At 34.4% G+C, this 23,493-nt stretch carries 18 protein-coding genes; 9 read left to right on the top strand and 9 right to left on the bottom strand.

The features are described from left to right. The first annotated feature begins 1 nt into the window (after position 1). Together ACFPH8_RS00205 and ACFPH8_RS00200 are read left to right on the top strand one after the other, a co-directional pair. Entirely contained in the window at positions 2-1,300 is a 1,299-nt protein-coding gene (locus ACFPH8_RS00205; RefSeq protein WP_248395886.1) for a hemolysin family protein, read from the top strand. Positions 1,301-1,399: 99 nt separating this feature from the next. Beyond that, positions 1,400-3,523, top strand: coding sequence for a peptidylprolyl isomerase (locus tag ACFPH8_RS00200; protein ID WP_376857909.1), 2,124 nt, complete (start codon positions 1,400-1,402; stop codon positions 3,521-3,523). Positions 3,524-3,714: 191 nt separating this feature from the next. On the opposite strand, the gene ACFPH8_RS00195 is transcribed toward ACFPH8_RS00200, so the two are convergent. Both ACFPH8_RS00195 and ACFPH8_RS00190 read right to left on the bottom strand, forming a co-directional pair. Beyond that, a complete protein-coding gene (locus ACFPH8_RS00195) occupies positions 3,715-4,617 on the bottom strand; it encodes a GYDIA family GHMP kinase (protein ID WP_376857907.1) in 903 nt (300 codons plus the stop codon). 40 nt (positions 4,618-4,657) lie between these two features. Continuing rightward, complete coding sequence (locus ACFPH8_RS00190; RefSeq protein ID WP_376857906.1) at positions 4,658-5,974, bottom strand: hydroxymethylglutaryl-CoA reductase, degradative; 1,317 nt, start codon at positions 5,972-5,974, stop codon at positions 4,658-4,660. A gap of 137 nt (positions 5,975-6,111) precedes the next feature. On the opposite strand from ACFPH8_RS00190, the gene ACFPH8_RS00185 reads away from it, so the two are divergent. The 4 genes from ACFPH8_RS00185 (at position 6,112) to ACFPH8_RS00170 (ending at position 12,487) form a co-directional block, all read left to right on the top strand. After that, positions 6,112-8,304 carry a S9 family peptidase gene (locus ACFPH8_RS00185; protein WP_376857904.1) on the top strand — a complete coding sequence of 731 codons (2,193 nt, stop codon included), beginning with the start codon at positions 6,112-6,114 and terminating at the stop codon, positions 8,302-8,304. Positions 8,305-8,356: 52 nt separating this feature from the next. Continuing rightward, complete coding sequence (locus ACFPH8_RS00180; protein ID WP_248395873.1) at positions 8,357-9,946, top strand: peptide MFS transporter; 1,590 nt, start codon at positions 8,357-8,359, stop codon at positions 9,944-9,946. A 121-nt stretch (positions 9,947-10,067) separates the two neighbouring features. Continuing rightward, entirely contained in the window at positions 10,068-11,852 is a 1,785-nt protein-coding gene (locus ACFPH8_RS00175; protein ID WP_376857902.1) for a peptide MFS transporter, read from the top strand. A gap of 86 nt (positions 11,853-11,938) precedes the next feature. Further along, positions 11,939-12,487, top strand: coding sequence for a thioredoxin family protein (locus tag ACFPH8_RS00170; protein WP_376857900.1), 549 nt, complete (start codon positions 11,939-11,941; stop codon positions 12,485-12,487). Position 12,488: 1 nt separating this feature from the next. On the opposite strand, the gene ACFPH8_RS00165 is transcribed toward ACFPH8_RS00170, so the two are convergent. Together ACFPH8_RS00165 and ACFPH8_RS00160 are read right to left on the bottom strand one after the other, a co-directional pair. Beyond that, complete coding sequence (locus tag ACFPH8_RS00165; RefSeq protein WP_376857899.1) at positions 12,489-14,438, bottom strand: ComEC/Rec2 family competence protein; 1,950 nt, start codon at positions 14,436-14,438, stop codon at positions 12,489-12,491. Positions 14,439-14,556: 118 nt separating this feature from the next. Continuing rightward, positions 14,557-14,895 (bottom strand): C40 family peptidase, encoded by a 339-nt coding sequence (locus ACFPH8_RS00160; protein WP_376857897.1) that lies wholly within the window; start codon positions 14,893-14,895, stop codon positions 14,557-14,559. Between the two features lie 299 nt (positions 14,896-15,194). Here ACFPH8_RS00160 and ACFPH8_RS00155 point away from each other — a divergent pair, with 299 nt between their 5' ends. Next, entirely contained in the window at positions 15,195-16,337 is a 1,143-nt protein-coding gene (locus ACFPH8_RS00155) for a DNA cytosine methyltransferase (RefSeq protein ID WP_376857896.1), read from the top strand. 10 nt (positions 16,338-16,347) lie between these two features. Here ACFPH8_RS00155 and lpxB read toward each other — a convergent pair whose 3' ends face one another. From lpxB to surE, 3 genes are read right to left on the bottom strand one after another with little or no spacing between them, the layout of a single operon-like run. Continuing rightward, the gene (gene lpxB / locus ACFPH8_RS00150) at positions 16,348-17,463 is read right to left on the bottom strand and encodes a lipid-A-disaccharide synthase (protein WP_248395858.1); all 1,116 of its coding nucleotides are present in this window, start codon (positions 17,461-17,463) and stop codon (positions 16,348-16,350) included. Position 17,464: 1 nt separating this feature from the next. Beyond that, positions 17,465-17,749: a hypothetical protein gene (locus ACFPH8_RS00145; protein WP_376857895.1), complete on the bottom strand. Its 285-nt coding sequence runs from the start codon at positions 17,747-17,749 to the stop codon at positions 17,465-17,467. Further along, positions 17,742-18,518, bottom strand: a complete 777-nt coding sequence (surE, locus tag ACFPH8_RS00140; protein ID WP_376857893.1) for a 5'/3'-nucleotidase SurE — start codon at positions 18,516-18,518, stop codon at positions 17,742-17,744. Before surE ends, ACFPH8_RS00145 begins: the two co-directional genes overlap by 8 nt. Before the next feature lie 153 nt (positions 18,519-18,671). Here surE and ACFPH8_RS00135 point away from each other — a divergent pair, with 153 nt between their 5' ends. Together ACFPH8_RS00135 and ACFPH8_RS00130 are read left to right on the top strand one after the other, a co-directional pair. Continuing rightward, the gene (locus ACFPH8_RS00135; protein ID WP_376857891.1) at positions 18,672-20,828 is read left to right on the top strand and encodes a carboxy terminal-processing peptidase; all 2,157 of its coding nucleotides are present in this window, start codon (positions 18,672-18,674) and stop codon (positions 20,826-20,828) included. Between the two features lie 6 nt (positions 20,829-20,834). Beyond that, positions 20,835-21,920 (top strand): ABC transporter permease, encoded by a 1,086-nt coding sequence (locus ACFPH8_RS00130; protein WP_376857889.1) that lies wholly within the window; start codon positions 20,835-20,837, stop codon positions 21,918-21,920. 113 nt (positions 21,921-22,033) lie between these two features. Here ACFPH8_RS00130 and yihA read toward each other — a convergent pair whose 3' ends face one another. Beyond that, positions 22,034-22,636 carry a ribosome biogenesis GTP-binding protein YihA/YsxC gene (gene yihA, locus ACFPH8_RS00125; RefSeq protein ID WP_376857887.1) on the bottom strand — a complete coding sequence of 201 codons (603 nt, stop codon included), beginning with the start codon at positions 22,634-22,636 and terminating at the stop codon, positions 22,034-22,036. Between the two features lie 40 nt (positions 22,637-22,676). Next, a complete protein-coding gene (locus ACFPH8_RS00120) occupies positions 22,677-23,441 on the bottom strand; it encodes an alpha/beta fold hydrolase (RefSeq protein ID WP_248400644.1) in 765 nt (254 codons plus the stop codon). Positions 23,442-23,493 lie beyond the last annotated feature (52 nt).

The following is a 23,493-nucleotide window of genomic DNA, read 5'->3' as shown; positions in this document are numbered from 1 at the left end:
TATGAATCCAGATGTCATTATTATAATTGCATCCTTAATCCTTTCTGCCTTCTTTTCAGGTATGGAAATTGCCTATGTGTCTTCTAATAAAATTCACATTGAAATTGAAAAAAAGCAAAGTGGATTACTGGCTAAAATATTATCTAAATTAACGGTAAAACCTTCCAAGTTTATTGCTACCATGCTTATTGGTAATAATATTGCTTTGGTAGTTTACGGGTTTTTTATGGGTGATTTGTTGGTGGCATGGTTTCAAGATATGCTAGCACTGTCTAATTCCAATTCCGCTATTTTAAATTACTTATTGGTAGATTTTAGTCTGCTAACCCAAACGGTTATTTCAACCCTTATTATATTAATTACAGCAGAATTTTTGCCGAAAGTATTTTTCCAAATTTATGCCAATTCCTTGCTTAAATTATTGGCAATACCAGCTTATATATTTTATGTGCTATTTTCATGGATAAGCGATTTTATTATTTGGATAACCGATTTTGTTCTTAAAAAATTCTTTAAAACTGAAGGCGATCAAGTGCAACTGGCATTTACCAAAATAGAACTCGGTCATTATATTAGTGAGCAAATGGAATCGGCAGAACCGCATGATGATGTGGATACCGAGATTCAAATATTTCAAAATGCTTTGGAGTTTTCGGAAGTAAAAGCACGCGAAGTCATGGTGCCTAGAACAGAGATTATTGCGGTTGATGTTACTGAATCACTGAAAACTATTAACGGGAAATTTACCGATACAGGAATTACAAAAATACTAGTTTATAAAGGGAACATTGATGAAATAATAGGATATGCCCATTCTTTTGAACTATTTAAAAAACCAAAAACACTTAAATCCATAATAAGGCCTGTTGAATTTGTGCCAGAAACCATGTTGATTAAAGATGTTTTAAGTGTTTTAATTAAAAAACGTAAGAGTATTGCTGTTGTTTTAGATGAATATGGTGGTACCTCTGGAATTATGACCGTTGAAGACATTGTTGAAGAACTCTTTGGAGAAATTGAAGACGAACACGATACCGTTGTATTAACAGAAGAGAAAATTGATGACGAAAACTATATTTTTTCGGCAAGATTTGAGGTGGATTACCTGAATGAAACCTATAAAATTAATCTGCCAGATAGTGAGAACTACGAGACTTTAGGAGGTTTAATTGTAGATTTTACCGAAGGTATTCCAGAGAAAGATGAAGTGGTTATAATGGAAGACTTTCAGTTTACTATTTTAGAAGTTTCTAACACAAAAATCGATTTAGTCAAACTTAAAATTCTTGAAGAAGACTAATTTCCCGACAATTAAAATAATTAATGCGAAATTCTCCTTTTATTATTAAATAGAAAATGGTATTTTCGCGCACTATATCGTAAAAAATTTAAATGACAGATGGCAGTTTTAAATAAAATTAGACAACGCTCACTATTCCTGATATTAATAATTGCATTAGCATTATTTTCATTCGTATTATCAGATTTATTCAGAAACAGTGATGCGCTTTCAGCAAAATCTCAAAACATTGTTGCTACCATAAATGGTAAAGATATTACACGTGAGGATTTTTTAATGAAAGTAGAAAGTGCAACTCAACAAATGGGTGGTCAAGCTACACAAACGCAAATAATGAACCGTGTTTGGGAACAAGAAGTTCGTAATGCTGTACTGGAAAACCAATTTGAAAAATTAGGAATAACTGTTGAAAGAGATCAAATGCGTGATATTTTACGCACTAATTTGGCCTCAAATCCAGATTTTCAAAATGAAGCTGGACTTTTTGATGATAATAAACTAACAGAATATATTGCTAATTTAAAAGCAACGTCTGCCGCAGCATATCAACAATGGATTGACTATGAAAATTCTATTTCTGTAAATGCATTGCAACAAAACTACTTTAACATGGTTAAAGCTGGTATGATTGGAACGCTTGCTGAAGGTAAATTACAACACAAATTAGAAGGAGATAATGCCGATATTAAATTTGTTCAAGTTCCTTTTTCTTCAATAGCAGATAGTACAATTACAGTTTCTAAAGCAGAAATTGAAACGTACATGAAAAATCATAGAAAACAATACGAAGTAGAAGAATCTAGAGATTTACAGTATGTTCAATTTAAAGAAGAGGCATCTGTAGAAGATATTCAGGAATTAGAAAATGAAATTTCCAAGTACAAAACAGATCGTGCTGAATTTGTAAATGGGAGAACAGATACAATTCAAGCATTCTCAAAAGTTAAAAACAATGAGAACTACATCAACTTTATTGCAAATTCTGAAGTGAAGTTTGATAATCGTTTTATTTTAAAATCAGCTTTGCCTGAAGCCGTTGCAGAAGATATTTTCAATTTAAACGTTGGTGATGTTTACGGGCCTTATAAAGATAATGGTTTAGTTAAATTAACTAAAATGATAGCCGTAACCCAATTGCCGGATTCGGTTAAAGCTAGACATATTTTAATTCCTTTTGTAGGATCTCGTTCGCAAACTGAAACAACTACACAAACAGAAGTTGAAGCTAAAAGAACAGCTGATAGTTTAATGGCGGTTATAAAAGCAGATAAGGATAAGTTTGTATCATTGTTAGATTTTTCTGCTGATACAGTAAGTAATGAAAAAGAAGGAGTTTTAGATTGGTTTACTTACAATGCTATGGTTCCTGAATTTAGAGATTTCACGTTTGAGAACGAAGAAGGTACAGTAGGTGTTGTAAAATCGGATTTCGGTTTTCATGTAATTGAAATTTTAGGTCAGAAAAACAAACAACGCGCTGTTAAAATTGGAACAATTGCTAGAAAAATTGAGCCATCAGAACAAACAGTTAATAATGTATTTAGAAATGCCTCTAACTTTGAAATTAGTTTAGAAAAAGGTGATTTTACAGATTTGGCTAAAGAAAAGGATTATGTTGTGCGTCCAGTAAATACGATTAAAGTATTGGATGAAACTATTCCAGGTTTAGGAAATCAACGCGCTATTACACGTTGGGCTTTTGAGGAAGCTACGGAAGTAGGAGATTACAAGCGTTTCAATGTGCCAGGTGGTTATGCAATTGTTCAGTTAGTAGCTAAAAATAAAGCAGGTTTAATGAAATCTGAAGACGCTTCAGTTACAGCCTTACCAGCAATTCGCAAGCAAAAGAAAGCAGAGCAAATTAGAAGTAGAGTTTCTGCAACAACATTAGAAGATTTAGCAAAAGCTGAAAACACATCAGTACGTTCGGCATTAGCAATTAATATGAAAACACCAACTATTTCAGGAGCAGGAAATGAGCCAAAAGTTGTTGGTTATGCTTTTGGAATGAAAGAGGGTGAAACGTCTAAATTAATTGAAGGTGAAAAAGGGATGTATATGGTTCGCGTTGAAAAACTAACGCCAGCTGCAGAATTAGATAATTACCAAGGACTTGCCAATCAAGTGCAAGTATCTAAAGTTAATTCAGTAAATTCTAAATTATACCCTGCGCTTAAGGAGGCTTCTGAAATTGAAGATAATAGAGCTAAAACGGTACAATAATTTAGCTGTATTTTTATAAAACGAAAAGGCTTTACACATTGTAAAGCCTTTTTTGTTTTTATATAGAATCTCGTTGTGATATTTTAGAAGCATCATATTCATGTTAATCATCAAACTGCACAGGTTTCAGTTACCTATAGTCCTTTAAAAAATAAATTTGAATGTAAAACGCTTTGTGAATACTGATTTAATTATAAAATCAAATCTTGATACTTAATAATTGTCTGAAAGCCTTTCGCCTTAAAATAGGGTTCAGGATTTTCAGTAGAAGACACCAAAATAAAATCGCCACCCCAAGCACCAAGGCTTTTTAATGCGCCAGGAAAGTCTGAAAACAACCGTGCTTTAACGGTTGGTTGTTGAATTAGTTTAGAAATAATTTCTTCATGAGTATTCAATAGTAGATTGAATTCTGAAATGGTTTCACAAACAATCATCTGATTGGTAATCGTATTTATTTCTAAAATAGCATTTGAATTGCTTTTAGCTGCTTGCCTGTAATTAGCTATACCATCCCGACTGTTTTGCTTTTGGTTTAAATATACAAAATACAAATGTTCCTTAAATGTTGGATTAAACTGAACGGGGTTTACGTCCCTGTTTTTATTCTGTAATTGATAGGTTATGGCTGTGTCATGCTGTGCACAAGCTATATCATAACCACTGCCTCCAAAGGTTTTATCCAATAGTTGATATGGATTTACTTGGGCCCAATTGGCTATGTTATTCAGTAAGGTAGAAGAAGAGCCAAGCCCCCAATTTCTTGAGAATGTTAAATGGCTTTCAACAATATAACCTGAATTTAAAAATTTTGGATTTAGAGTTCTTGTTTCTTGAAGAATCTGAATTAATCGCTCTGAAATAGGATTATTTCGGTTGTTACTATTGATGCGGTTTTCAGAAATAGTAAAGCTGTCTTCAAACCAAATCCTTCCTTTTTCATCTTTACTTTTCCATAGAATACTATGTGTTTTAATAGGTTTTACAAATAACGATTGCCCGTATTTAGTAGGTAAAGCAAGTGAAAGCGCACCATCTAAAACCACGTATTCGCCAGTTAATAATAATTTACCATTGCTATAAAAACCTGTCATGCTTTGTGATTTATCTTTTTTAGGACAATTTCAATTTCGCTTATTTTCGTATATTCTCAATAGCTTCTACTACCGCGCTATGGGTTACCACATGGTTTTTAAAATGATGGATTATCTGTGTTTTCTCATCTGGAGTCGCATCAAACTGATTTAAGATATTCATTAAATGCATTTTCATATGTCCTTCCTGGATCCCTGTTGTTGTTAAAGACCGCAGTGCGGCAAAATTCTGTGCTAATCCAGCCACAGCTACTATTTGCATGAGTTCTTGAGCGTTAGGTTTGTGTAATAATTCCATGGCAAATTTCACCAAAGGATGTAAACCTGTAAGTCCACCAACGGTTCCTAATGCTAAAGGGATTTCCATCCAAAAGGTAAATATGCCATTTTCAATTTTAGCATGTGTTAAACTTCGGTACTGCCCATCGCGCGAGGCATAGGCATGAACACCAGCTTCCACAGCACGAAAATCATTACCAGTTGCCAATACAACGGCATCAATACCATTCATAATACCTTTATTATGGGTTACCGCACGATACGGTTCAATTTCGGCAATCTTAACAGCTTGAATAAATTTTTGTGCAAAGGCTTCTGAATCAATATTTTTATCATCTGATAAATTGTAAACAGGACAAGATACTTCCGCACGCACTAAACAGTTTGGAACATAATTAGAGAGAATACTCATGACGATTTCAATTTGCTTTTCAGCGTCGTTAAAACCGGGATAGAGCAAAGCTTCACGTTTAAAAGTTGTTGCAAATTGCTCCAAACAGGAATTTATGAAATTTGCTCCCATGGCATCCAAGGTTTCAAACGTAGCGTGAAGTTGGTAATAGCCAGATAAATGGGATGTTTTATTACGGAGTTCAATATCTAAAATACCACCACCACGTTTTTCCATGTTTTGAGTAATGGATTTGGCATCTGCCAATAATTTAGATTTTACCTGTTCAAAAAATGATTGGAGTGTTTCTGGATTTCCAGGAAACATAAAATGTACCTGACCAATTTTAGTAGTTGATAAAACGGTTGCCTTAAAACCACCTCTCTCCAACCAAAATTTAGCCGCTTTACTTGCTGCTGCAACTACTGAACTTTCCTCAATAGCCATAGGAATGGTGTGTAATTTTCCGTTAATAAGGAAGTTTGGTGCCACGCCTAATGGTAAATAATAATTGGTAATGGTGTTTTCAATAAATTCATCGTGAAGCTGTTGTAGCTTTTCGTCTGAATTCCAATATTGTTTTAGCGTTTTTTTGGCAGCTTCTGAATTCGTAAAATAAGTGTCAACTATCCAATTGATTTTTTCGGATTTTGAGAATTTAGAAAAGCCTGATATGGGTGTATTCATTTAGATTTTTTTCAAAACGTAAAGATACTATTATTGTGTGAGTTCTGCATGTCAAGGCTATTTAACTGTTAATAAATACGGTTTTTTGCTTATTTTTTAGTAAACTTGGCATTAATTTATCTATAACATTATTTTTAATGAGATTTACAAAACAACTTCTGTTAGTTTGCTTTATAACGAGCCTATTTTCTACGGCTCAAAATAATAAAATTTCACTTGAAGACATCTGGTCTGGTACCTTTAGAACCGAGCGCATGGACGCTTTACACTCCATGAATAATGGTCAGCAATATTCTGTGTTGAATTTTGACCGTACTTCGGGTTCTACAACCATTGATGTTTATGATTATAAAACCTTAAACAAGGAAAAAACATTAGTAAATTCTGCTAATTTAGAAGCGATAAAATATTTTACAGATTACACCTTTAGTGACGATGAAAGTCAAATACTCTTAGCTACAGACGTTGAATCTATTTTTAGACGTTCAACCCTTGGGAAATATTTTATATATGATACCAAAACAAAACAATTAGAATTAGTAGCTGAAGAAAAAATTCAAGAACCAACGTTTTCTCCTGATGGAACCAAATTAGCTTATGGTTACAATAATAATCTGTTTGTTAAAGATTTAAAAACAGGAAATACCCAACAAATTACTTTTGATGGTGAAAAAAATAAAATTATAAACGGAATCACGGATTGGGTTTATGAAGAAGAATTTGGCTTTGTGCGAGCTTTTGAGTGGAATGCAGGAAGCGATAAAATAGCTTTTATTCGTTTTGATGAAACGGATGTGCCAGAATTTTCTATGGATGTGTACGGACAGGATTTGTATCAAACTCAAAACGTGTTTAAGTATCCAAAAGCTGGTGAAGCAAATGCTAAAGTATCATTGCATATTCATGATTTAAAGGCTTCACAAACAGAAGAAGTAAAGGTTAATAAAACGTATACCGATTTTTATATTCCTCGAATAGCATGGACCAATAATCCTGATGTTTTAAGTGCGCAATATATGAACAGACATCAAGATGAATTGGATTTATGGTTTGTAAACGCAAAAGCAAATACAACTAATTTAGTGTTGGAAGATCGTGATAATGCCTATGTGGATGTAACGGATAACTTAACCTTTTTAGAGGATGATAGTTTTATTTGGACCAGTGAAAAAGATGGCTACAACCACATTTATCATTATGATGAAACTGGGAAACTAATCAACCAAATTACTAAAGGGAATTGGGAAGTCACTAGTTATTATGGTTTTGATGCCAAGAATAAAACTATTTTCTATCAGTCAACTGAAAATGGTTCCATTAATCGCGATGTTTATTCTATTAAATTAAATGGTCGTGATAAAACCCGGTTATCGGCAAATGATGGAACAAATAGTGCGGCCTTTAGTGCTGATTTTTCATATTTTATAAAAACCTTTTCAAGTGCCACTACAGCACCAGTTTACACATTAAATAACGCCAAGAATGGTAAGCAAATTAAATTAATTAAAGACAATACAGCGCTTCAAAATAAGTTGAAGGAATACCAAATGTCTAAAAAAGAATTTTCAACAATTGCTATTAACGGCAATGATTTGAATATGTGGATGATTAAGCCTGCTAATTTTGACGCAAGCAAATCCTACCCCTTATTTATGTTTCAATATTCGGGTCCAGGTTCTCAAAGTGTTTCTAATTCTTGGAATAACGCTAATGACTATTGGTATCAGTATTTAGCTCAAAAAGGCTATATCATTGCTTGTGTAGATGGACGCGGCACCGGATACAAAGGGGCTGAATTTAAGAAAGTAACTCAAAAAGAACTCGGGAAATACGAAGTAGAAGATCAGATAGATGCCGCTAAAAAGTTAGGTGCAGAATCGTATATCGATGCGTCTCGAATTGGTATATGGGGTTGGAGTTATGGTGGATTTATGAGTAGTAATGCGTTATTTAAAGGGAATGATGTTTTTAAAATGGCTATTGCTGTAGCACCTGTAACAAGCTGGCGTTTTTACGATTCTATTTATACAGAACGTTATATGACAACACCGCAAGAAAACCCAAGTGGTTATGATGAAAACTCACCCATAAACCACGTGGATAAATTGAAAGGCGATTTTTTATTAATTCACGGAACGGGTGATGATAATGTACATGTTCAAAACACTATGCGGATGGTAGAAGCATTAATCCAAGCGGATAAACAATTTGAGTGCATGATTTATCCTGATAAAAATCACGGTATCTACGGAGGCAACACCCGCTTACATTTATATAAAAAAATGACAAATTTTATTGACCAAACGTTGGGTGATAAAATTTTGCCATAGATTTTTTTTAATCAAAAGTTAAACTAATTAATACTAACTAATATAAATTATTATGGAATTTAAATTTGGAGGCTCTGCTGAGAATCAAAAAACAGTGTTAGGACATCCTGCAGGATTATTTGTGTTGTTTTTTACTGAAATGTGGGAGCGTTTTTCCTTCTATGGTATGAGAGCATTACTTGTACTATTTTTAGTGTCTACACTTATTGATGGTGGTTGGGATTGGTCTAGAGCAGACGCATTAGTTTTATACGGTTGGTATACAGGATTGGTTTACCTAACACCTATTATTGGTGGTTTTATTGCAGATAAATTTATGGGATACCGAAACGCTGTGGTACTTGGTGCATTAATTATGACTCTTGGTCACGGTTCCATGGCACTAGAGGGATTGACATCTATTTTCTTTTATATTGGGTTATCCTTATTAATTATAGGAAATGGATTTTTTAAACCAAACATTTCGTCTATGGTTGGACAACTTTATAAAAATCATGGTAAAGAAAAAGATTCAGGTTATACCATTTTTTATATGGGTATTAATGCAGGAGCCTTTTTAGGTATTTTGTTATGTGGATATATTGGGGAAAATATTGGATGGCATTATGGTTTTGGATTAGCTGGTATTTTTATGTTTTTAGGGATGTTACAATTCTATTTTACTCAAAAAATATTTGGAAGAATTGGATTGTCGCCAAAACAAACACAAGATTTTGACGATGTAATTGAGGATAGTGTTGAAAAAATTGGAGAAGATATAGAAGAAGTTATCGAAGAAGCAGAAAGTTCTGGAGTTGTCAGAGATAGAATGATTGTTATTGGTGTGTTTTCAATATTTGTAATATTTTTCTGGTGGGCATTTGAGCAAGCGGGAGGATCTATGACCGTTTTTGCAGCAGATTATACAGATCGAGCGTTAGTTGGTAGTGCAGCACTAACTTTCAAAATAGTAAACACCATAATCACAGTGGTTCCAATGTTGGTTATTACTTGGGTTTTAGTGATGTTATTTAAGCAAACATTTCAGAATTACGCGTTTGCCAATGTGTTATTAGGCTTGAGTTTTGTAATTATTTGGGGAATTGTTATTTGGATGTTAAATAGAGAGTTTCAATCAGATGCAACAGAAGTTCCGGCATCATGGTTTTCAGTTTTAAATTCATTGTTTATTATATTATTTGCGCCTTTATTTTCTAAAATTTGGGAAAGTAAATTAAATCCTTCAGGCCCGGTTAAATTTGCTATTGGCTTGCTTCTAGTAGGTTTTGGATTTGGAGTTTTAGCTTATGGAGCAGCGGGAATACCAGATGGTGCTAAAACAGCTTCTGTTAGTTTAATGTTTTTGGTAGTTGCCTATTTCTTACATACTATGGGAGAGCTATGTGTGTCTCCAGTTGGGTTATCTTATGTAAGTAAATTAGCGCCTGTGAAATTTGTTAGTTTAATGTTTGGAATTTGGTTTACAGCTAATTTCTTTGCAAATCTATTAGGTGGTTTTACGGGAAGTTATATCGACCCAATTTCTGAAGAATACGGTTTAACAACCTTCTTTTTAATATTTACTATAATTCCAATCTCAGCAGCTTTAATTATGTTGTTATTAAACCCGATGCTGAAAAGAATGATGCATGGAATTGAGTAACGTAATTTTTAATGTTTACTTGAAAAGGTAGTAATGATTTTCAGTACTAGCTTTTTGAAAGTAAAATAATTTACAGGCGGTTTCGTCTATATATGCGCTTTATATTTTAACTAACTATACTATGAATACGGATATTGAAAATTTATTTAAGGACACAGTTCTCGGACATCCAGTAGGACTATTTATTCTTTTCTTTACAGAGATGTGGGAGCGTTTTTCTTTCTATGGAATGCGAATCCTTCTTATCTTATTTTTAACAGCTCCAATGATGAGTGATAATCCGGGATGGGATTGGCCTCGAGAACATGCATTGGCGCTAATAGGTACTTATGCCTCTTTACTATATTTAACGCCTATTGTAGGAGGTTGGATTGCTGATAAGTTTACAGGCTATCGCATTGCCGTAATTATTGGTTGTTTAGTCATGACCCTTGGTCACGCAGCCATGGCTTTTGATACCACTATGAGTTTTTATATAGGTCTTGCCTTATTGGTAATTGGAACTGGTTTTTTTAAACCAAATATCACCTCTATAATTTCTGAAATGTATAAAACACGTGAGTCCAAGAAGGATGGTGCGTATACCATATTTTATATGGGTGTTAATGCTGGAGCTTTCTTTGGAATGATGCTTTGTGGTTATTTAGCCGAAAATTACGGCTGGCATTGGGGCTTTGGTTTAGCAGGTATATTTATGCTTTTAGGAATGCTTCAATTTATGTTAGCTCATAAAATATTTGGAAGTATTGGTGATAAACCAGGTAGAAAAGAAGAGGTTGTTTTGGAGCATACACCAAACGAAACCAATGTGGAAATAGTAGAGGAAATGCAAGCAGAAATTAAGCTAAATCCATTTACGACTTTCGATTATGTCTTGATTGTCTTATCCTCTATTGGTGGATTACTGTATCTTTTTAATGATCCTTTGGATGTTATCTACTCAATGTCCTTGGTACCTTTTGAAATAGGAGGAATGAGTGGTACGAATATCGTTATTCTTGCGGCTTTGGCCATGTTTCTTGTTTTGTTAATTACACGTATTGCACGTTATTTACCTATAGTTCGCGACCGATTAATTGCTGTTACCATATTTGCCTTATTCACAGTCTTTTTCTTCGCGTTCTTTGAGCAATCTTTAGGATCTATGACCTTGTTTGCAAGTGATTATACCGATAGAAGTTTAACTGGGAATTCGGCGACAATATTTAAAATAATAGATGGGCTTTTAACAACAATTCCGCTGATTATTATAACCTATGTTATTGCTTTAATATTTAAGAAAACCTTTACCAAAATTGGCGCTTCTAATATTGTCCTAGCCATTGCATTTGTTGGGGTTTGGGGATTAGTAATATTCCGTTTATACGATAAATTTAGTCAAACAGAAATGACGGTTGATGCTACTTGGTTTGGAATTTTAAACTCATTCTTTATTATTACATTAGCGCCATTATTTTCGAAATGGTGGGAAAGTAAATACAACCCAAGTGCTGCCATGAAATATGGTATTGGATTGGTGTTATTAGGCGTTGGTTTTGCCATTTTATCATATGGTGCATCAGATATTCCACCTGGTGCTAGAACAGCATCAGTAAGCATGGTATTCTTAATTCTGGCCTACTTATTTCATACCATGGGCGAGTTGTGCTTATCACCTTTAGGATTGTCCTATTTAAGTAAGTTAGTTCCTGCTCGTATGATTGGTTTTATGTTTGGCGTATGGTATTTAGCCATTGCCGTTGGACAAAAGGCTGCAAATACTATGGGTGGAATGATTGATAAGATTTCTGAAGCGTATTCTTTAGGAACCTTCTTTTTAATTTTTGCGGTAATTCCTGTTGCTGTGGGACTTATATCCATGGCATTAAATCCTTTACTTAAACGATTAATGCATGGTGTGCGCTAATCAATAAAATTGTTAAATTTAATTCAAAACACGCCTTTTTGGCGTGTTTTTTGTAAGTTCGGAACATATAATACAACAAATAGAACATGAGAAATTTATTTTATACTTTAATACTAATTGTCGGGTTCTCGACAGTTAGCGTGGCACAAGAAATTAATTGGGTAACTATTGAAGAAGCTGTAGAACTTCAAAAGAAAAAACCTAAAAAAATCATGATGGATATGTACACCAATTGGTGTGGTCCTTGTAAAATGTTAGATAAAAATACCTTTCAAAATAAGGATGTGGCAGATTATGTTAATAAACATTTTTACGCCGTAAAATTTAATGCTGAAGGAAATGAAACTGTTACGTTTAAAGGGAAAACGTATACAAACCCAGGTTATGATCCAGCAAAAGCTAACAAGCGTAATTCAGGTCATGAATTAGCTCGCTATTTTAGTATCCGATCCTATCCTACTATTGTATATTTGGATGAAGATGCTAATTTATTAGCGCCTATTATTGGTTATCAAACACCACAACAATTGGAGTTATATTTAAAGGTGTTTAAAAATAATGAGCATAACAATTTTAAAACACAGCAAGATTTTCAAGCGTTTGCTCAAGCTTTTAAACCAGAGTTTACAAACTAATTTAGTTTTCTTTCAATATAAAAGCGCCTTTTTCACCTGTATAGTGAAAAAGGCGTTTTCGTGTTTTACAGGTTTCATGCCATCGGTTTATATACGATTTGTAATTGCTGCCATCAGCAATAATAACTTGCGGATTTAAAGAATCGATTAGTCGATTTAAATTAATTTTTGGCGACTGGCTCAAAATAATATAATCCGGCTTAAAGGATATGTTTTTGTAAACACCCAAACTGTCAATTATTAAAAATTGTTTCTGGTTGAAATGATAGGCATTTTGAATGCTTTGATAGTCTATCGTCTTAATAAAATTCCCAACGCGATAATTAGCAATGCTATAATCTGATTTTAATTTTAGGCTGTCCAAGTTGTGGAATACTTGTAAGTGAAATCTAGAATTTTTACTAATAATACTGTGTCTGCTTTTGTGAAATACTACAAATTCGTTGTTATTACTATACCAAAACTGATTAAAGAACAAACCTATTTGGAATACGCAAGTCACAACCATTGCCAAAACAAGTTTATTGAACGCTTTCGATATAAAATACCTCGTAAAGAGTAGGATTATAAGATATAGACCAATAACAAGAAACCAATTCATGGGAATATCTCTAAATATGAAAACGTCCTGTTCTGCAATCCATTTAAAAAACTGATTCATCAAACTAATAATATCTCCAAAAATATCAGTCAATAAGCTCTTAGGAACGTCCATTAAAGCCATTCCGAAAATTAATAATCCATAACCTAGAATGAATCCTAAAAATGGAATGACAACCACATTAGTTAATAAGAAAAGCCCAGGAAATTGATGGAAATAGAAAATACTCAAAGGAAAAATCCCTAACTGCGCAGCTAATGAAACCGTTATTAACGTGATGATTTTATTAGGAAAGGCATAGGGTGTTTTTAAGCGTGCAAACAGTAGCGGATGAATTGCTACGATTCCAATAACCGCTAAATAACTTAACTGAAAACCGATTTCAAATAAAATCATAGGATTCCATATTAGTAATATAAATGCCGAAATAGCTAAGGTATTATAAATATTGTATGGCCGTTTTAAATACATACCTATTGTTATCACACTAAACATGGTTACAGCCCGTAAAATAGAGGGTGATAATCCCGCAACCACGGCATAACTCCACAGTATCCATAAGATGACAAAGGCAGTAATATAACGCCCATGTTTAATAAGCATTAACGGTTTAAACAGCCACTTTAAAAGGAACAGAATTATGCCAATATGCAATCCGGAAATTGCCAAAATATGAATGGCACCGGCATTCACATAATCTGCGTATAATTCTTTATCAATATCCTGACGCTGCCCTAAAAGTAGGGCGTTAATAACCGCTAATTCAGATGCACTATACTTATATTTCTGAAGACCTTTATTTATCGCTTGACGGAAATAGTCAGCATAACCATAAATGCTATGTTTTTCTCTTGATAGAACAGAAACAAATTCAGCCTTGCTATAAATTTGAGCATAAATTTGATGGTTTTCTAAATACCTTTGGTAATCAAATTGATGCGGATTTAAAGGCCTGTAAAGTTCTTGTAAACCGCCAAAGATTTGAATCTTATCATCTACTTCAAGGTTTGAAAAACTGCTGTCTTTACCAATGTTTAATAGAATATCTCCAAAAACACTTTTACCATTAATTGTTACTATTTCAGCAATGTAACGTTGGTTGAATATATTGGGTTTAATAACCTCTAAAATTCGTAATTGAAACTTTGAAAATTTGGCTTCAGAAATTGAGTACTGATGTGTATAATGTTTGTCATAATTCAGATGATTATGTACTTCCACACTTAAATTACCCAAACTCATAACCATAAAATACGTGGCTAGTCCAAACCAGATGGATTGTTTAAACTGATTACGATTTATAAAATAAGTAATGGTAACAATTAGAAGTAGTACGAAAGATAAAGTCACAGAAAACTTCAGTGATAATGCCAACTGCAAACTCACTAAAATACCCAACATGAAACAACATGTTAGTTTAACTATCGGAAAATCAAGAAGTTTCACATTAGTAAGTTACAAAAATAACTTACAAGATTCGTCGTGCTTGAACAAATGCAAAATACCAGTACTTTTCAGAGAGCTCTGAAATCATAACACCGCTACTGGTAGAGGCATGAATAAATTCAACAAAACCAGTACGCGATTCGGTTACAATTCCTACATGATTCACGTTTCGGCTATTTTTATTGGTAGCAAAAAATAATAAATCTCCTTTTTGAACTTCTTTAACATCTACCCAATCGCCTGTTACGGCTAATTGTGATGTGGTTCGTGGCAATTGTATAGCTTCTTTTTTAAAGGATGTAACAATTAAACCAGAACAATCCATACCTTTTTTAGTTGTACCACCATATTTATATTTCACGCCATTAAACGTTTTGGCGTAATCTATAATAGATTCGGCCTGAGAATTATAAGTCCCGCTGTTACTGCCTATTTTTTTGACAGCTGGAGCCGATTTAGTTGTTCTTTTCGATGAGCTAGTCGCCTTTTTTGTCGATTTACATGCCGAAAAACAGAATAGGCATAATAAAATAAGTAAGCTTTTTTGCATATTTCCAAAAATACACATTTTTGTTATAAAAAATAATAACAACTTAAAAACTTGGTTGGACAACAGGTATAAAACGGTTACTTTTAACCTTTCAAAAGGAATTTTACAATATGAATGTAGTCGATTTGTTTTCGGGTTGTGGTGGATTAGCACTTGGTTTTAAATGGGCTGGATTCCAAACACTGTTAGCAAGTGATGTGGATGAAAATTGCGAAAAAACCTATTCCCATAACTTTCCAAATGTGCCGTTTATTAAAAACGATCTACGAGACATTTCTACAAATGAATTAAAAAAACACCTTTCAAAGCCTGTGGATGTCGTTGTTGGAGGTCCACCTTGTCAAGGGTTTTCATTGGCTAACAAAAACAGAAACAAAGCAAAATCAGATCCTAGAAACGAGTTGTTTTATGAGTTTGTTCGTGTGGTTACCGATTTACAGCCCAAAGCCTTTGTCATGGAAAATGTACGTGGCTTATTATCCATGCAAAAAGGACAGGTTATTAAACTTATGAAAGATGAGTTTGAAAATGCTGGAATTGGATATCAGGTGGAATATCAAGTGCTTTTAGCTTCAGATTATGGCGTGCCACAAAATAGGCAACGGGTTATTATGATTGGCATCCGAAAGGATTTAGAAAAGCAACCGGTTTTCCCAAAGAAAACATATGAGAAACCGGTAAGCGTTTGGGAAGCCATTTCCGATTTACCACAAATAAAAGCATCGGAAGGTGCCGAAAAAATGACTTATGAAATGGATGCATCAAATACTTATCAAGAATTTATACGGCAGCAAAGTACGTTGGTTTTTAACCACATAGCTATGCGTCATACCCAACGATTAATCAATCGGTTTCAGGTAATTAAAGCGGGTGAATCTTTGGCGCATGTTTCTCAAGAACATGCTGCGGTAAAACGTGGAAACCCGAAGGAGAAATCCAAGATTGTTTTTTCGCAAAATAATCAGCGTTTACATGCTGAAAAGCCTGCGCCAACCATTGCAGCATCTTTTCAAAGTAATTTTATTCATCCGTTCTTACATCGAAATTTTACGGCACGTGAAGGCGCGCGATTACAATCATTTCCAGATACCTTTATTTTTCAAGGGATGCGAACTAAAATGAGTTGGGAAAAGGGTTTGAGTCAATATCAGCAAATAGGAAATGCCGTTCCGCCTTTATTGGGTTATGCTATTGCCAAGTCCCTGCAGGAAACACTTTCTGGTGTTCAAAATTCAAAAGAAAAACTGTTTTAAAGTCTGCCTTTTACGGGTTAAGGGATTTATAGATTAGTTGTGCCGTTTTAGCACTTGCCCCTTTACCGCCTAACTTTTTTTCAAGTTCGTAGTAGTCCAAAAATAGCTTGTTTCTAGTTGGCTTATCCAAAATTTTATCGAGTTCTAATTTTAGATTTTTTCGGGTAAACTCATCTTGGATTAGTTCAGTTACAACTTCCTTATCCATAATTAAATTCACTAATGAAATGTATTTAATATGCTTAACCAAACGCTTGCCAATTTGGTAAGAAAGCCAACTGCCTTTATAGCAAACCACTTCTGGAACCTTAAATAAAGCTGCTTCCAAAGTGGCCGTTCCCGATGTTACCAATGCTGCGGAAGCCACACTTAATAAATCGTAAGTTTTGTTTGAGATAAAATGAACATTGGAATTTTTAATAAACTGTTTGTAGAAATCGTAATCCTGACTTGGTGCACCCGCAATTACAAACTGATAGTTAGGATAGTCAGGCGTCAAGCTTAACATAACCGATAGCATTTTAGAAATTTCTTGTTTTCTACTACCAGGTAATAGTGCAATTATTGGTTTTTCGCTTAATTCGTTTTCTGCTCTAAAGGCTGCTTCGCTAATTTGTTCACGACCAGAAATAGCGTCAATAAGGGGATGACCAACAAACGTTACAGGATAATCATGGGTTTTATAAAACGTTTCAACAAAAGGTAAAATAACGTACATGGCATCAATATCGCGTTTAATGTCTTTTACACGCCCTGCTCGGGATGCCCAAACTTGAGGTGAAATATAGTAATTGGTTTTAAACCCTTCTTTTTTTGCCCATTTGGCAATACGCAGGTTAAATCCTGAATTGTCTATAAAAATTATAACATCTGGTTGGTATTCGGCAATATCCGTTTTACATAAATCGAAATCTTTAAAGATAGAGGAGAGGTTCATAATCACCTCCGCAAAACCCATAAACGAGCGTTCTTTGTAGTGTTTCACCAAAGTACCACCAACGGCTTGCATCAAGTCGCCTCCCCAAAACTGAAATTCCGCTTTAGGATCTTCTTTTTTCAGAGCTTTCATGAGATTGGAACCATGCAAATCACCTGAAGCTTCACCAGCAATTATATAATATTTCATACTACATAAATTTAAATAGAAATGTTGAAACCGCAACAATAACGGTTGCTAAAAGCACACCTCTAGCGCGATAATCTTGTTTTTTCTTAATAAAGATAAAAAAGGCGGCTAAATTTAAAATGGCTCCAAGGCTCACCAATTTTCCTAGAAAACCTTCAGCAGAAGCATTTTTTAGTGCCATGATAAAATCAGTATGATTCCCTAAAACCATAGTAGCTAAATATACACCTATGGCATTGGCAATTAAGCCCACTAATAAACCGATAAAAACTTCTTTTTTAATCATTAAAATTCCATGTATTTAATTGCTGAACATAATGGTGCGCTGTTAAATCAAATTGAACCGGAACCACGGAAACAAAACCGTTTTCTAAAGCCCATTCATCTGTGTCTTCGCCTTTATCTAAATTAACAAATTTCCCAGTTAACCAATAATAATCTTTCCCTTGAGGTGTTTGGCGTTTATCAAATTCTTCTTGCCAGTTTGCCTTGGCTTGTCGGCATATTCTAATGCCCTTAATGTCTTCTTTCTTCAGGTTTGGAATGTTAACGTTTAATACAATATCTTTTGGTAGACCGTTTTTTAAAACTTCTTGCGTTACCTTTTTTGCTATAATTTTGGCCGCGGAAAAATCGGCATTATAATTATAGTCTAAAAGCGAAAAGCCAATAGCAGGCACACCTTCAATTCCAGCCTCCAAAGCAGCACTCATTGTTCCTGAATAAATAACATTTATAGAGGAATTTGAACCGTGGTTTATACCAGAAACACAAAGGTCTGGACGTCTATCTAAAATTTCGTTAACCGCTAATTTTACGCAATCTGCAGGTGTACCCGAACAGCTGTATTCAATACGCCCAGATTCATCAATTTTTACACGCTCTAAATGCAAAGTAGAATTAATGGTTATGGCATGGCCCATGGCACTTTGTGGGCTATCTGGTGCTACCACCACAATATCGCCTAAATCTTTTACGGCCTCAATTAATGCGCGCACGCCAGGAGCTGTTATACCATCGTCGTTTGTGACTAAAATTAGTGGTCTTTTTGTCATTTTATTTTCGTTTATTACGGTTGCTAAAATACATAAAATCATGTGCAATGCCTGAATTTATATGGTTTAACAAAAAATTATTAGTGATTGGTTTAATTGGCATGGTTTTTTCATTAATTTAGTGAAAAATAATCTATGCTTTTTTTGAGACTTATGAAAAGGAATTATAATATTTTAGTGCTCTTGCTGTTACTGGCATTTGCATCCTGTAGTTTTACTACCAAAACATTTGATGATCCGGATAAAGATAAATTGCTTATTCAAGTAATAACCTACGTTTTAGAACGTGGTCATTTTGATCCAAAAGCAATGGATGACAACTTTTCTGAACAGGTGTATTTGGATTATCTCGACCAGATAGATCCATTAAAACAATATTTCTACAAATCGGATATTGAAGAATTTTCGAAATATAAAACGGAGTTAGATGATCAATTGAAAGCTTATGATATTTCATTCTTCAACTTAACACATGAGCGTTTAATAAAACGTATTGAAGAAGCTAAAGTTATCTATAAAACTATTTTAGATGAACCTTTTGATTATGCGAAAAACGAAACCTACGATGCAGATTATGAAAACATCGGCTATGTGAAGAATAAGAAAGAATTAACAGATAGATGGAGACAACGTTTAAAATATAGCAATTTATCAAATTATGATGAATTGATGGTGGAGCAGGAAAATTTAGAAAAAATAAATGCCCGTGCCGATTCTTTAAACACGGATCGCGTTGTTAAAAAATCGATGGCTGAAATTGAAAAAGAATCGCGTGAAGCAACACTTAAAACTATTGATATTTATTACAACGATTATATAGATGATTTAGATCGCGATGACTGGTTTGTAATGTACATCAATGCAATTGCCCAAGAATTTGATCCACATACTACATATTTTGCACCTCAAGATAAGGAGGCTTTTAATCAAGATATGGCCGGAAAATTAGAAGGTATTGGGGCGCGTTTACAAAAGCGAAATGATAATACTAAAATCTTGGAATTAATTTCAGGAGGTCCAGCCTGGAGAGGAAAAGAGTTGGAAGTAGGTGATGTAATTATGAAAGTGCGTCAGGAATATGAAAAAGATGCCATTACCATAACGGGTATGCGTATTGATGATGCTATTAAACTGATAAAAGGTCCTAAAGGAACTAATGTGTTTTTAACGGTTAAAAAAGTTGATGGTACAACCAAAGTAATAAAAATTACGCGGGATATAGTGGAAATTGAAGAAACCCACGCCAAGTCCGCTTTTGTTAAGAAGGATGGCAAGAATTTTGGAATTATAAACCTGCCAAAATTTTACGCAGATTTTGAAGATTATCAAAAATTAAACGCAGCTAATGATGTTAAGAATGAAATTATTCGTCTTAAAGAGCAAGGCATGGAAGGTTTGGTTTTAGACTTGCGTAACAATGGCGGTGGATCACTTCAAACCGTTGTGGAAATGGCCGGACTTTTTATTGAAGATGGCCCAATTGTTCAAGTGCGTTCAACAGAGCATCCAAAGGAAGTATTAAACGATACCGATAAATCTATAGTTTGGGATGGTCCATTAGTAATTTTAGTTAATGAATTTTCTGCATCAGCTTCAGAAATTATGGCTGCAGCCATGCAAGATTATAAACGCGCTATTATTATTGGAAGTAAACAAACCTATGGCAAAGGAACTGTTCAATCTTTTTATGATTTAAACAACATGGTTAGAAATAATCAAGAAGGAGATTTGGGCGCTTTAAAAGTTACGAGACAAAAATATTATAGGATTAATGGTGGATCTGTTCAGTTGGAAGGTGTAAAAAGTGATGTGGTTGTTCCAGACCGTTTCAGTTATATAGATATTGGTGAAAAGGATCAGAGAAACCCATTGTCTTGGGATGAAATTGATGCAGCCGACTATAAATTATGGGAAGGTTATTTTGATTATGATACCACCATAAAAATGAGTAATGAGCGTATGAAAGATAACGAACAGCTCAAATTAATTGCAGATAATGCGCAATGGGTTCGGGCACGAATGGATGAAAAAACCTACCCATTAAATTATGAAGACTACAAAGCGAAATTAGATGCCAACGAAACGGAATCCAAAACCTTTGATAAAATTGGAGAATACCAAACCAATTTAACATACGAGTCATTGCCTTATGAACAAAAGCTTTTTGTTCAGGATACTGTTTTAAAGGACAAACGTCAGCGCTGGCATGAAAGCTTAAGCAAAGATGTGTATGTTGAAGAAGCATTACATGTTTTGCAAGATCTAAAGACATCGTATAATATTAAAAAAATGGCGACAGTTAAGGACTAGAAATTCATGAGTCAACAATCCAACTCATTAAGTCAATTAGCGCTCCAGAAATTCAAAAAAGATTTCTGGGGCGTTTTTAGTTTGGGATTTATTGTTTTTGTTGGGGTAATTTCCATATTTGCTTATGTAATTGCGCCTGATAACTCCCAGTATGCCAATCAGATGCATTTGTCTATACATTCTAAAAAACCAGGATTTACGGTTCAAATGCTAACTATTCCTCAAGAAACAGAAATGGAAGATTCGTTCTTTTCAAGTATATTCTTTGGGAAGAAAATTCAAGATACTGAAATCCCAATAACGTCTTATTCTATCCAAAATAATACAGTAACCTATACAGAATATGCGTCTGATGGTTTAGAAGGCATGACCAAAACGATAGACATGAATGGCCTTTCTGAATCAGATTTAATTTCGAATAAAACCTTCCTTTTCGGAACTGATAAATATGGTCGTGATTTATTAAGCAGAACACTTGTTGGTGCTAGAATATCCTTCTTCATTGGCTTTATAGCCGTTTTTATATCTCTGGTAATTGGCATTTTTATGGGTAGCGTGGCTGGTTATTTTGGTGGTCGTGTGGATGCCATTATTATGTGGTTTATAAATGTGTCTTGGTCCATACCAACCTTACTTCTGGTAATCGCCATTACGTTAGCTTTAGGAAAGGGGTTTTGGCAGGTGTTTATTGCCGTAGGTTTAACTATGTGGGTGGAAGTAGCTCGTGTAGTACGTGGTCAAGTTATGGGTGTTAAAGAAATGCAGTATGTTACAGCGGCACGTGCGTTGGGTTTTAATGATTTTAGAATAATCACCAAACATATCCTACCAAACATTATGGCGCCAGTTATTGTAATTTCGGCAGCTAATTTCGCGGCAGCTATTTTAATTGAAAGTGGCTTGAGCTTTTTAGGAATTGGTGCACAACCACCTATGGCAAGTTGGGGAGCTATGATAAAAGATCATTACAATTACATCATTCTTGGAAAACCCTATTTGGCTTTAATTCCAGGATTCTGCATTATGAGTTTGGTTATGGCCTTTATGCTCATGGGAAATGCGCTTCGGGATGCCTTGGACGTGAAGTCATAACGCCACACTTTTTGATTGTCTAAAAATTTATTCGTTAGGGATTACTTAAAAGATGTTTTCTTGCAACTATAAATTGTGCGGTAGGAATTTTAAATAGAAATGAAAGCAGGTTTTCATTCCTTCATGTTTTCATTCAGCTCATGAATGTATTTCAGAACATCATCTTTACCAATGTTTTTAGAAGAAGATGTAATAAAATAATTTGGCATGTCCTCCCAAGTTTCTAGCATAATAGCACTGTAATCGGCTACATGGTTTAAAATGGCTTGCGGTTTTAGCTTATCAGCTTTGGTGAAAATTATGGAAAAAGGAATGCCGTTTTCACCCATCCATGCCATAAACTCTAAATCTATGGACTGCGGTTTGTGTCTAATATCTACTAAAACAAAAGCGGACACCAATTGCTCACGTTGTGTGAAATAATCCGTTATAAACTTTTGAAATGTTTTTTTGGAGCTTTTGGATACACGCGCATAGCCATAGCCCGGTAAATCTACCAAATACCAATTTTTATTAATTAAGAAATGGTTTATAAGCTGTGTTTTTCCAGGTCTACCTGACGTTTTAGCTAGACTTTTTCTACTTGTAAGCATGTTGATTAATGAGGATTTCCCAACATTGCTGCGCCCAATAAAGGCATATTCAGGAACCAAGTTTTTGGGACATTTTGCAACATCAGAATTGCTCATTACAAATTCTGCCGATTTAATTTCCATAGCTTTTTCCCAGAATTTTGGGTTTTTAAGAGTTACTGTTTTATAATCCGCGTTTCGTTAACCAACCATCTAGAATGGTGTTAAATTCATCGGGATGTTCCATCATGGCTGCATGGCCACATTTATCAATCCAAAATAATTCTGAATCTGGTAATAATTCGTCAAATTCAACCGCCACTTCTGGTGGTGTAACCGTATCATTTTTCCCCCAAATTATACAAGTTGGCGTCTTCATATTTGGTAAATCTTTTGCCATATTATGACGAATAGCGCTTTTAGCAATAGCCAAGGTTTTAATTAGTTTATTCCTGTCGTTTACAGTTTCGTAAACTTCGTCAACAATTTCTTTAGTGGCTACTTCAGGGTCATAAAAAACGTCTTGTGCTTTTTTCTTAATCACCTCGTAATCACTACGCTTTGTGTAGCCGCCACCCATGGCGCTTTCGTAAAGTCCAGAGCTTCCGGTAATAATTAAACCTTTTACTTTTTTTGGGTATAATTTCGTATGATACAAACCAATATGTCCGCCCAAGGAGTTTCCCAATAAAATAACCTCATCAAGTTCCTTGAATTCTATGAAATCGTGTAAATACTTGGCAAAACTTTTTACGTTTGTCTTTAAAAGCGACATGGAATAAATCGGTAATTCAGGAATAATTACACGATACCCCTTTTGACTGAAATAATTAGTTACAGAATCAAAATTGCTTAATCCACCCATTAAACCATGTAAAACAATGATGGGTGTGCCTTCTCCTACCTCTATGTAACTATAGCTTTTCTCTTTTTTTAATCTATGCGCCATTAATTGGTTAGTCTTTTCTTCAAACAAATATAGGTAAATCATTGTGAATATA

It is taken from the genome of Bizionia hallyeonensis (genome assembly GCF_042657385.1).
In the GTDB taxonomy this organism is placed as follows: domain Bacteria; phylum Bacteroidota; class Bacteroidia; order Flavobacteriales; family Flavobacteriaceae; genus Algorimicrobium; species Algorimicrobium hallyeonense.
The sequence above is the reverse complement of the archived record's forward strand: the minus strand, read 5'-3'. Positions and strand labels throughout refer to the sequence as shown.

Coding starts and splice junctions, on each gene's coding strand:
- ACFPH8_RS00155 (WP_376857896.1), top strand. CDS start 15,195: ATGAATGTAGTCGATTTGTTTTCGGGTTGTGGTGGATTAGCACTTGGT.
- ACFPH8_RS00175 (WP_376857902.1), top strand. CDS start 10,068: ATGAATACGGATATTGAAAATTTATTTAAGGACACAGTTCTCGGACAT.
- ACFPH8_RS00185 (WP_376857904.1), top strand. CDS start 6,112: ATGAGATTTACAAAACAACTTCTGTTAGTTTGCTTTATAACGAGCCTA.
- ACFPH8_RS00200 (WP_376857909.1), top strand. CDS start 1,400: ATGGCAGTTTTAAATAAAATTAGACAACGCTCACTATTCCTGATATTA.
- yihA (WP_376857887.1), bottom strand. CDS start 22,636: ATGGAAATTAAATCGGCAGAATTTGTAATGAGCAATTCTGATGTTGCA.
- ACFPH8_RS00190 (WP_376857906.1), bottom strand. CDS start 5,974: ATGAATACACCCATATCAGGCTTTTCTAAATTCTCAAAATCCGAAAAA.
- ACFPH8_RS00145 (WP_376857895.1), bottom strand. CDS start 17,749: ATGATTAAAAAAGAAGTTTTTATCGGTTTATTAGTGGGCTTAATTGCC.
- ACFPH8_RS00135 (WP_376857891.1), top strand. CDS start 18,672: ATGAAAAGGAATTATAATATTTTAGTGCTCTTGCTGTTACTGGCATTT.
- lpxB (WP_248395858.1), bottom strand. CDS start 17,463: ATGAAATATTATATAATTGCTGGTGAAGCTTCAGGTGATTTGCATGGT.
- ACFPH8_RS00170 (WP_376857900.1), top strand. CDS start 11,939: ATGAGAAATTTATTTTATACTTTAATACTAATTGTCGGGTTCTCGACA.
- ACFPH8_RS00130 (WP_376857889.1), top strand. CDS start 20,835: ATGAGTCAACAATCCAACTCATTAAGTCAATTAGCGCTCCAGAAATTC.
- ACFPH8_RS00180 (WP_248395873.1), top strand. CDS start 8,357: ATGGAATTTAAATTTGGAGGCTCTGCTGAGAATCAAAAAACAGTGTTA.
- ACFPH8_RS00120 (WP_248400644.1), bottom strand. CDS start 23,441: ATGGCGCATAGATTAAAAAAAGAGAAAAGCTATAGTTACATAGAGGTA.
- surE (WP_376857893.1), bottom strand. CDS start 18,518: ATGACAAAAAGACCACTAATTTTAGTCACAAACGACGATGGTATAACA.
- ACFPH8_RS00195 (WP_376857907.1), bottom strand. CDS start 4,617: ATGACAGGTTTTTATAGCAATGGTAAATTATTATTAACTGGCGAATAC.
- ACFPH8_RS00205 (WP_248395886.1), top strand. CDS start 2: ATGAATCCAGATGTCATTATTATAATTGCATCCTTAATCCTTTCTGCC.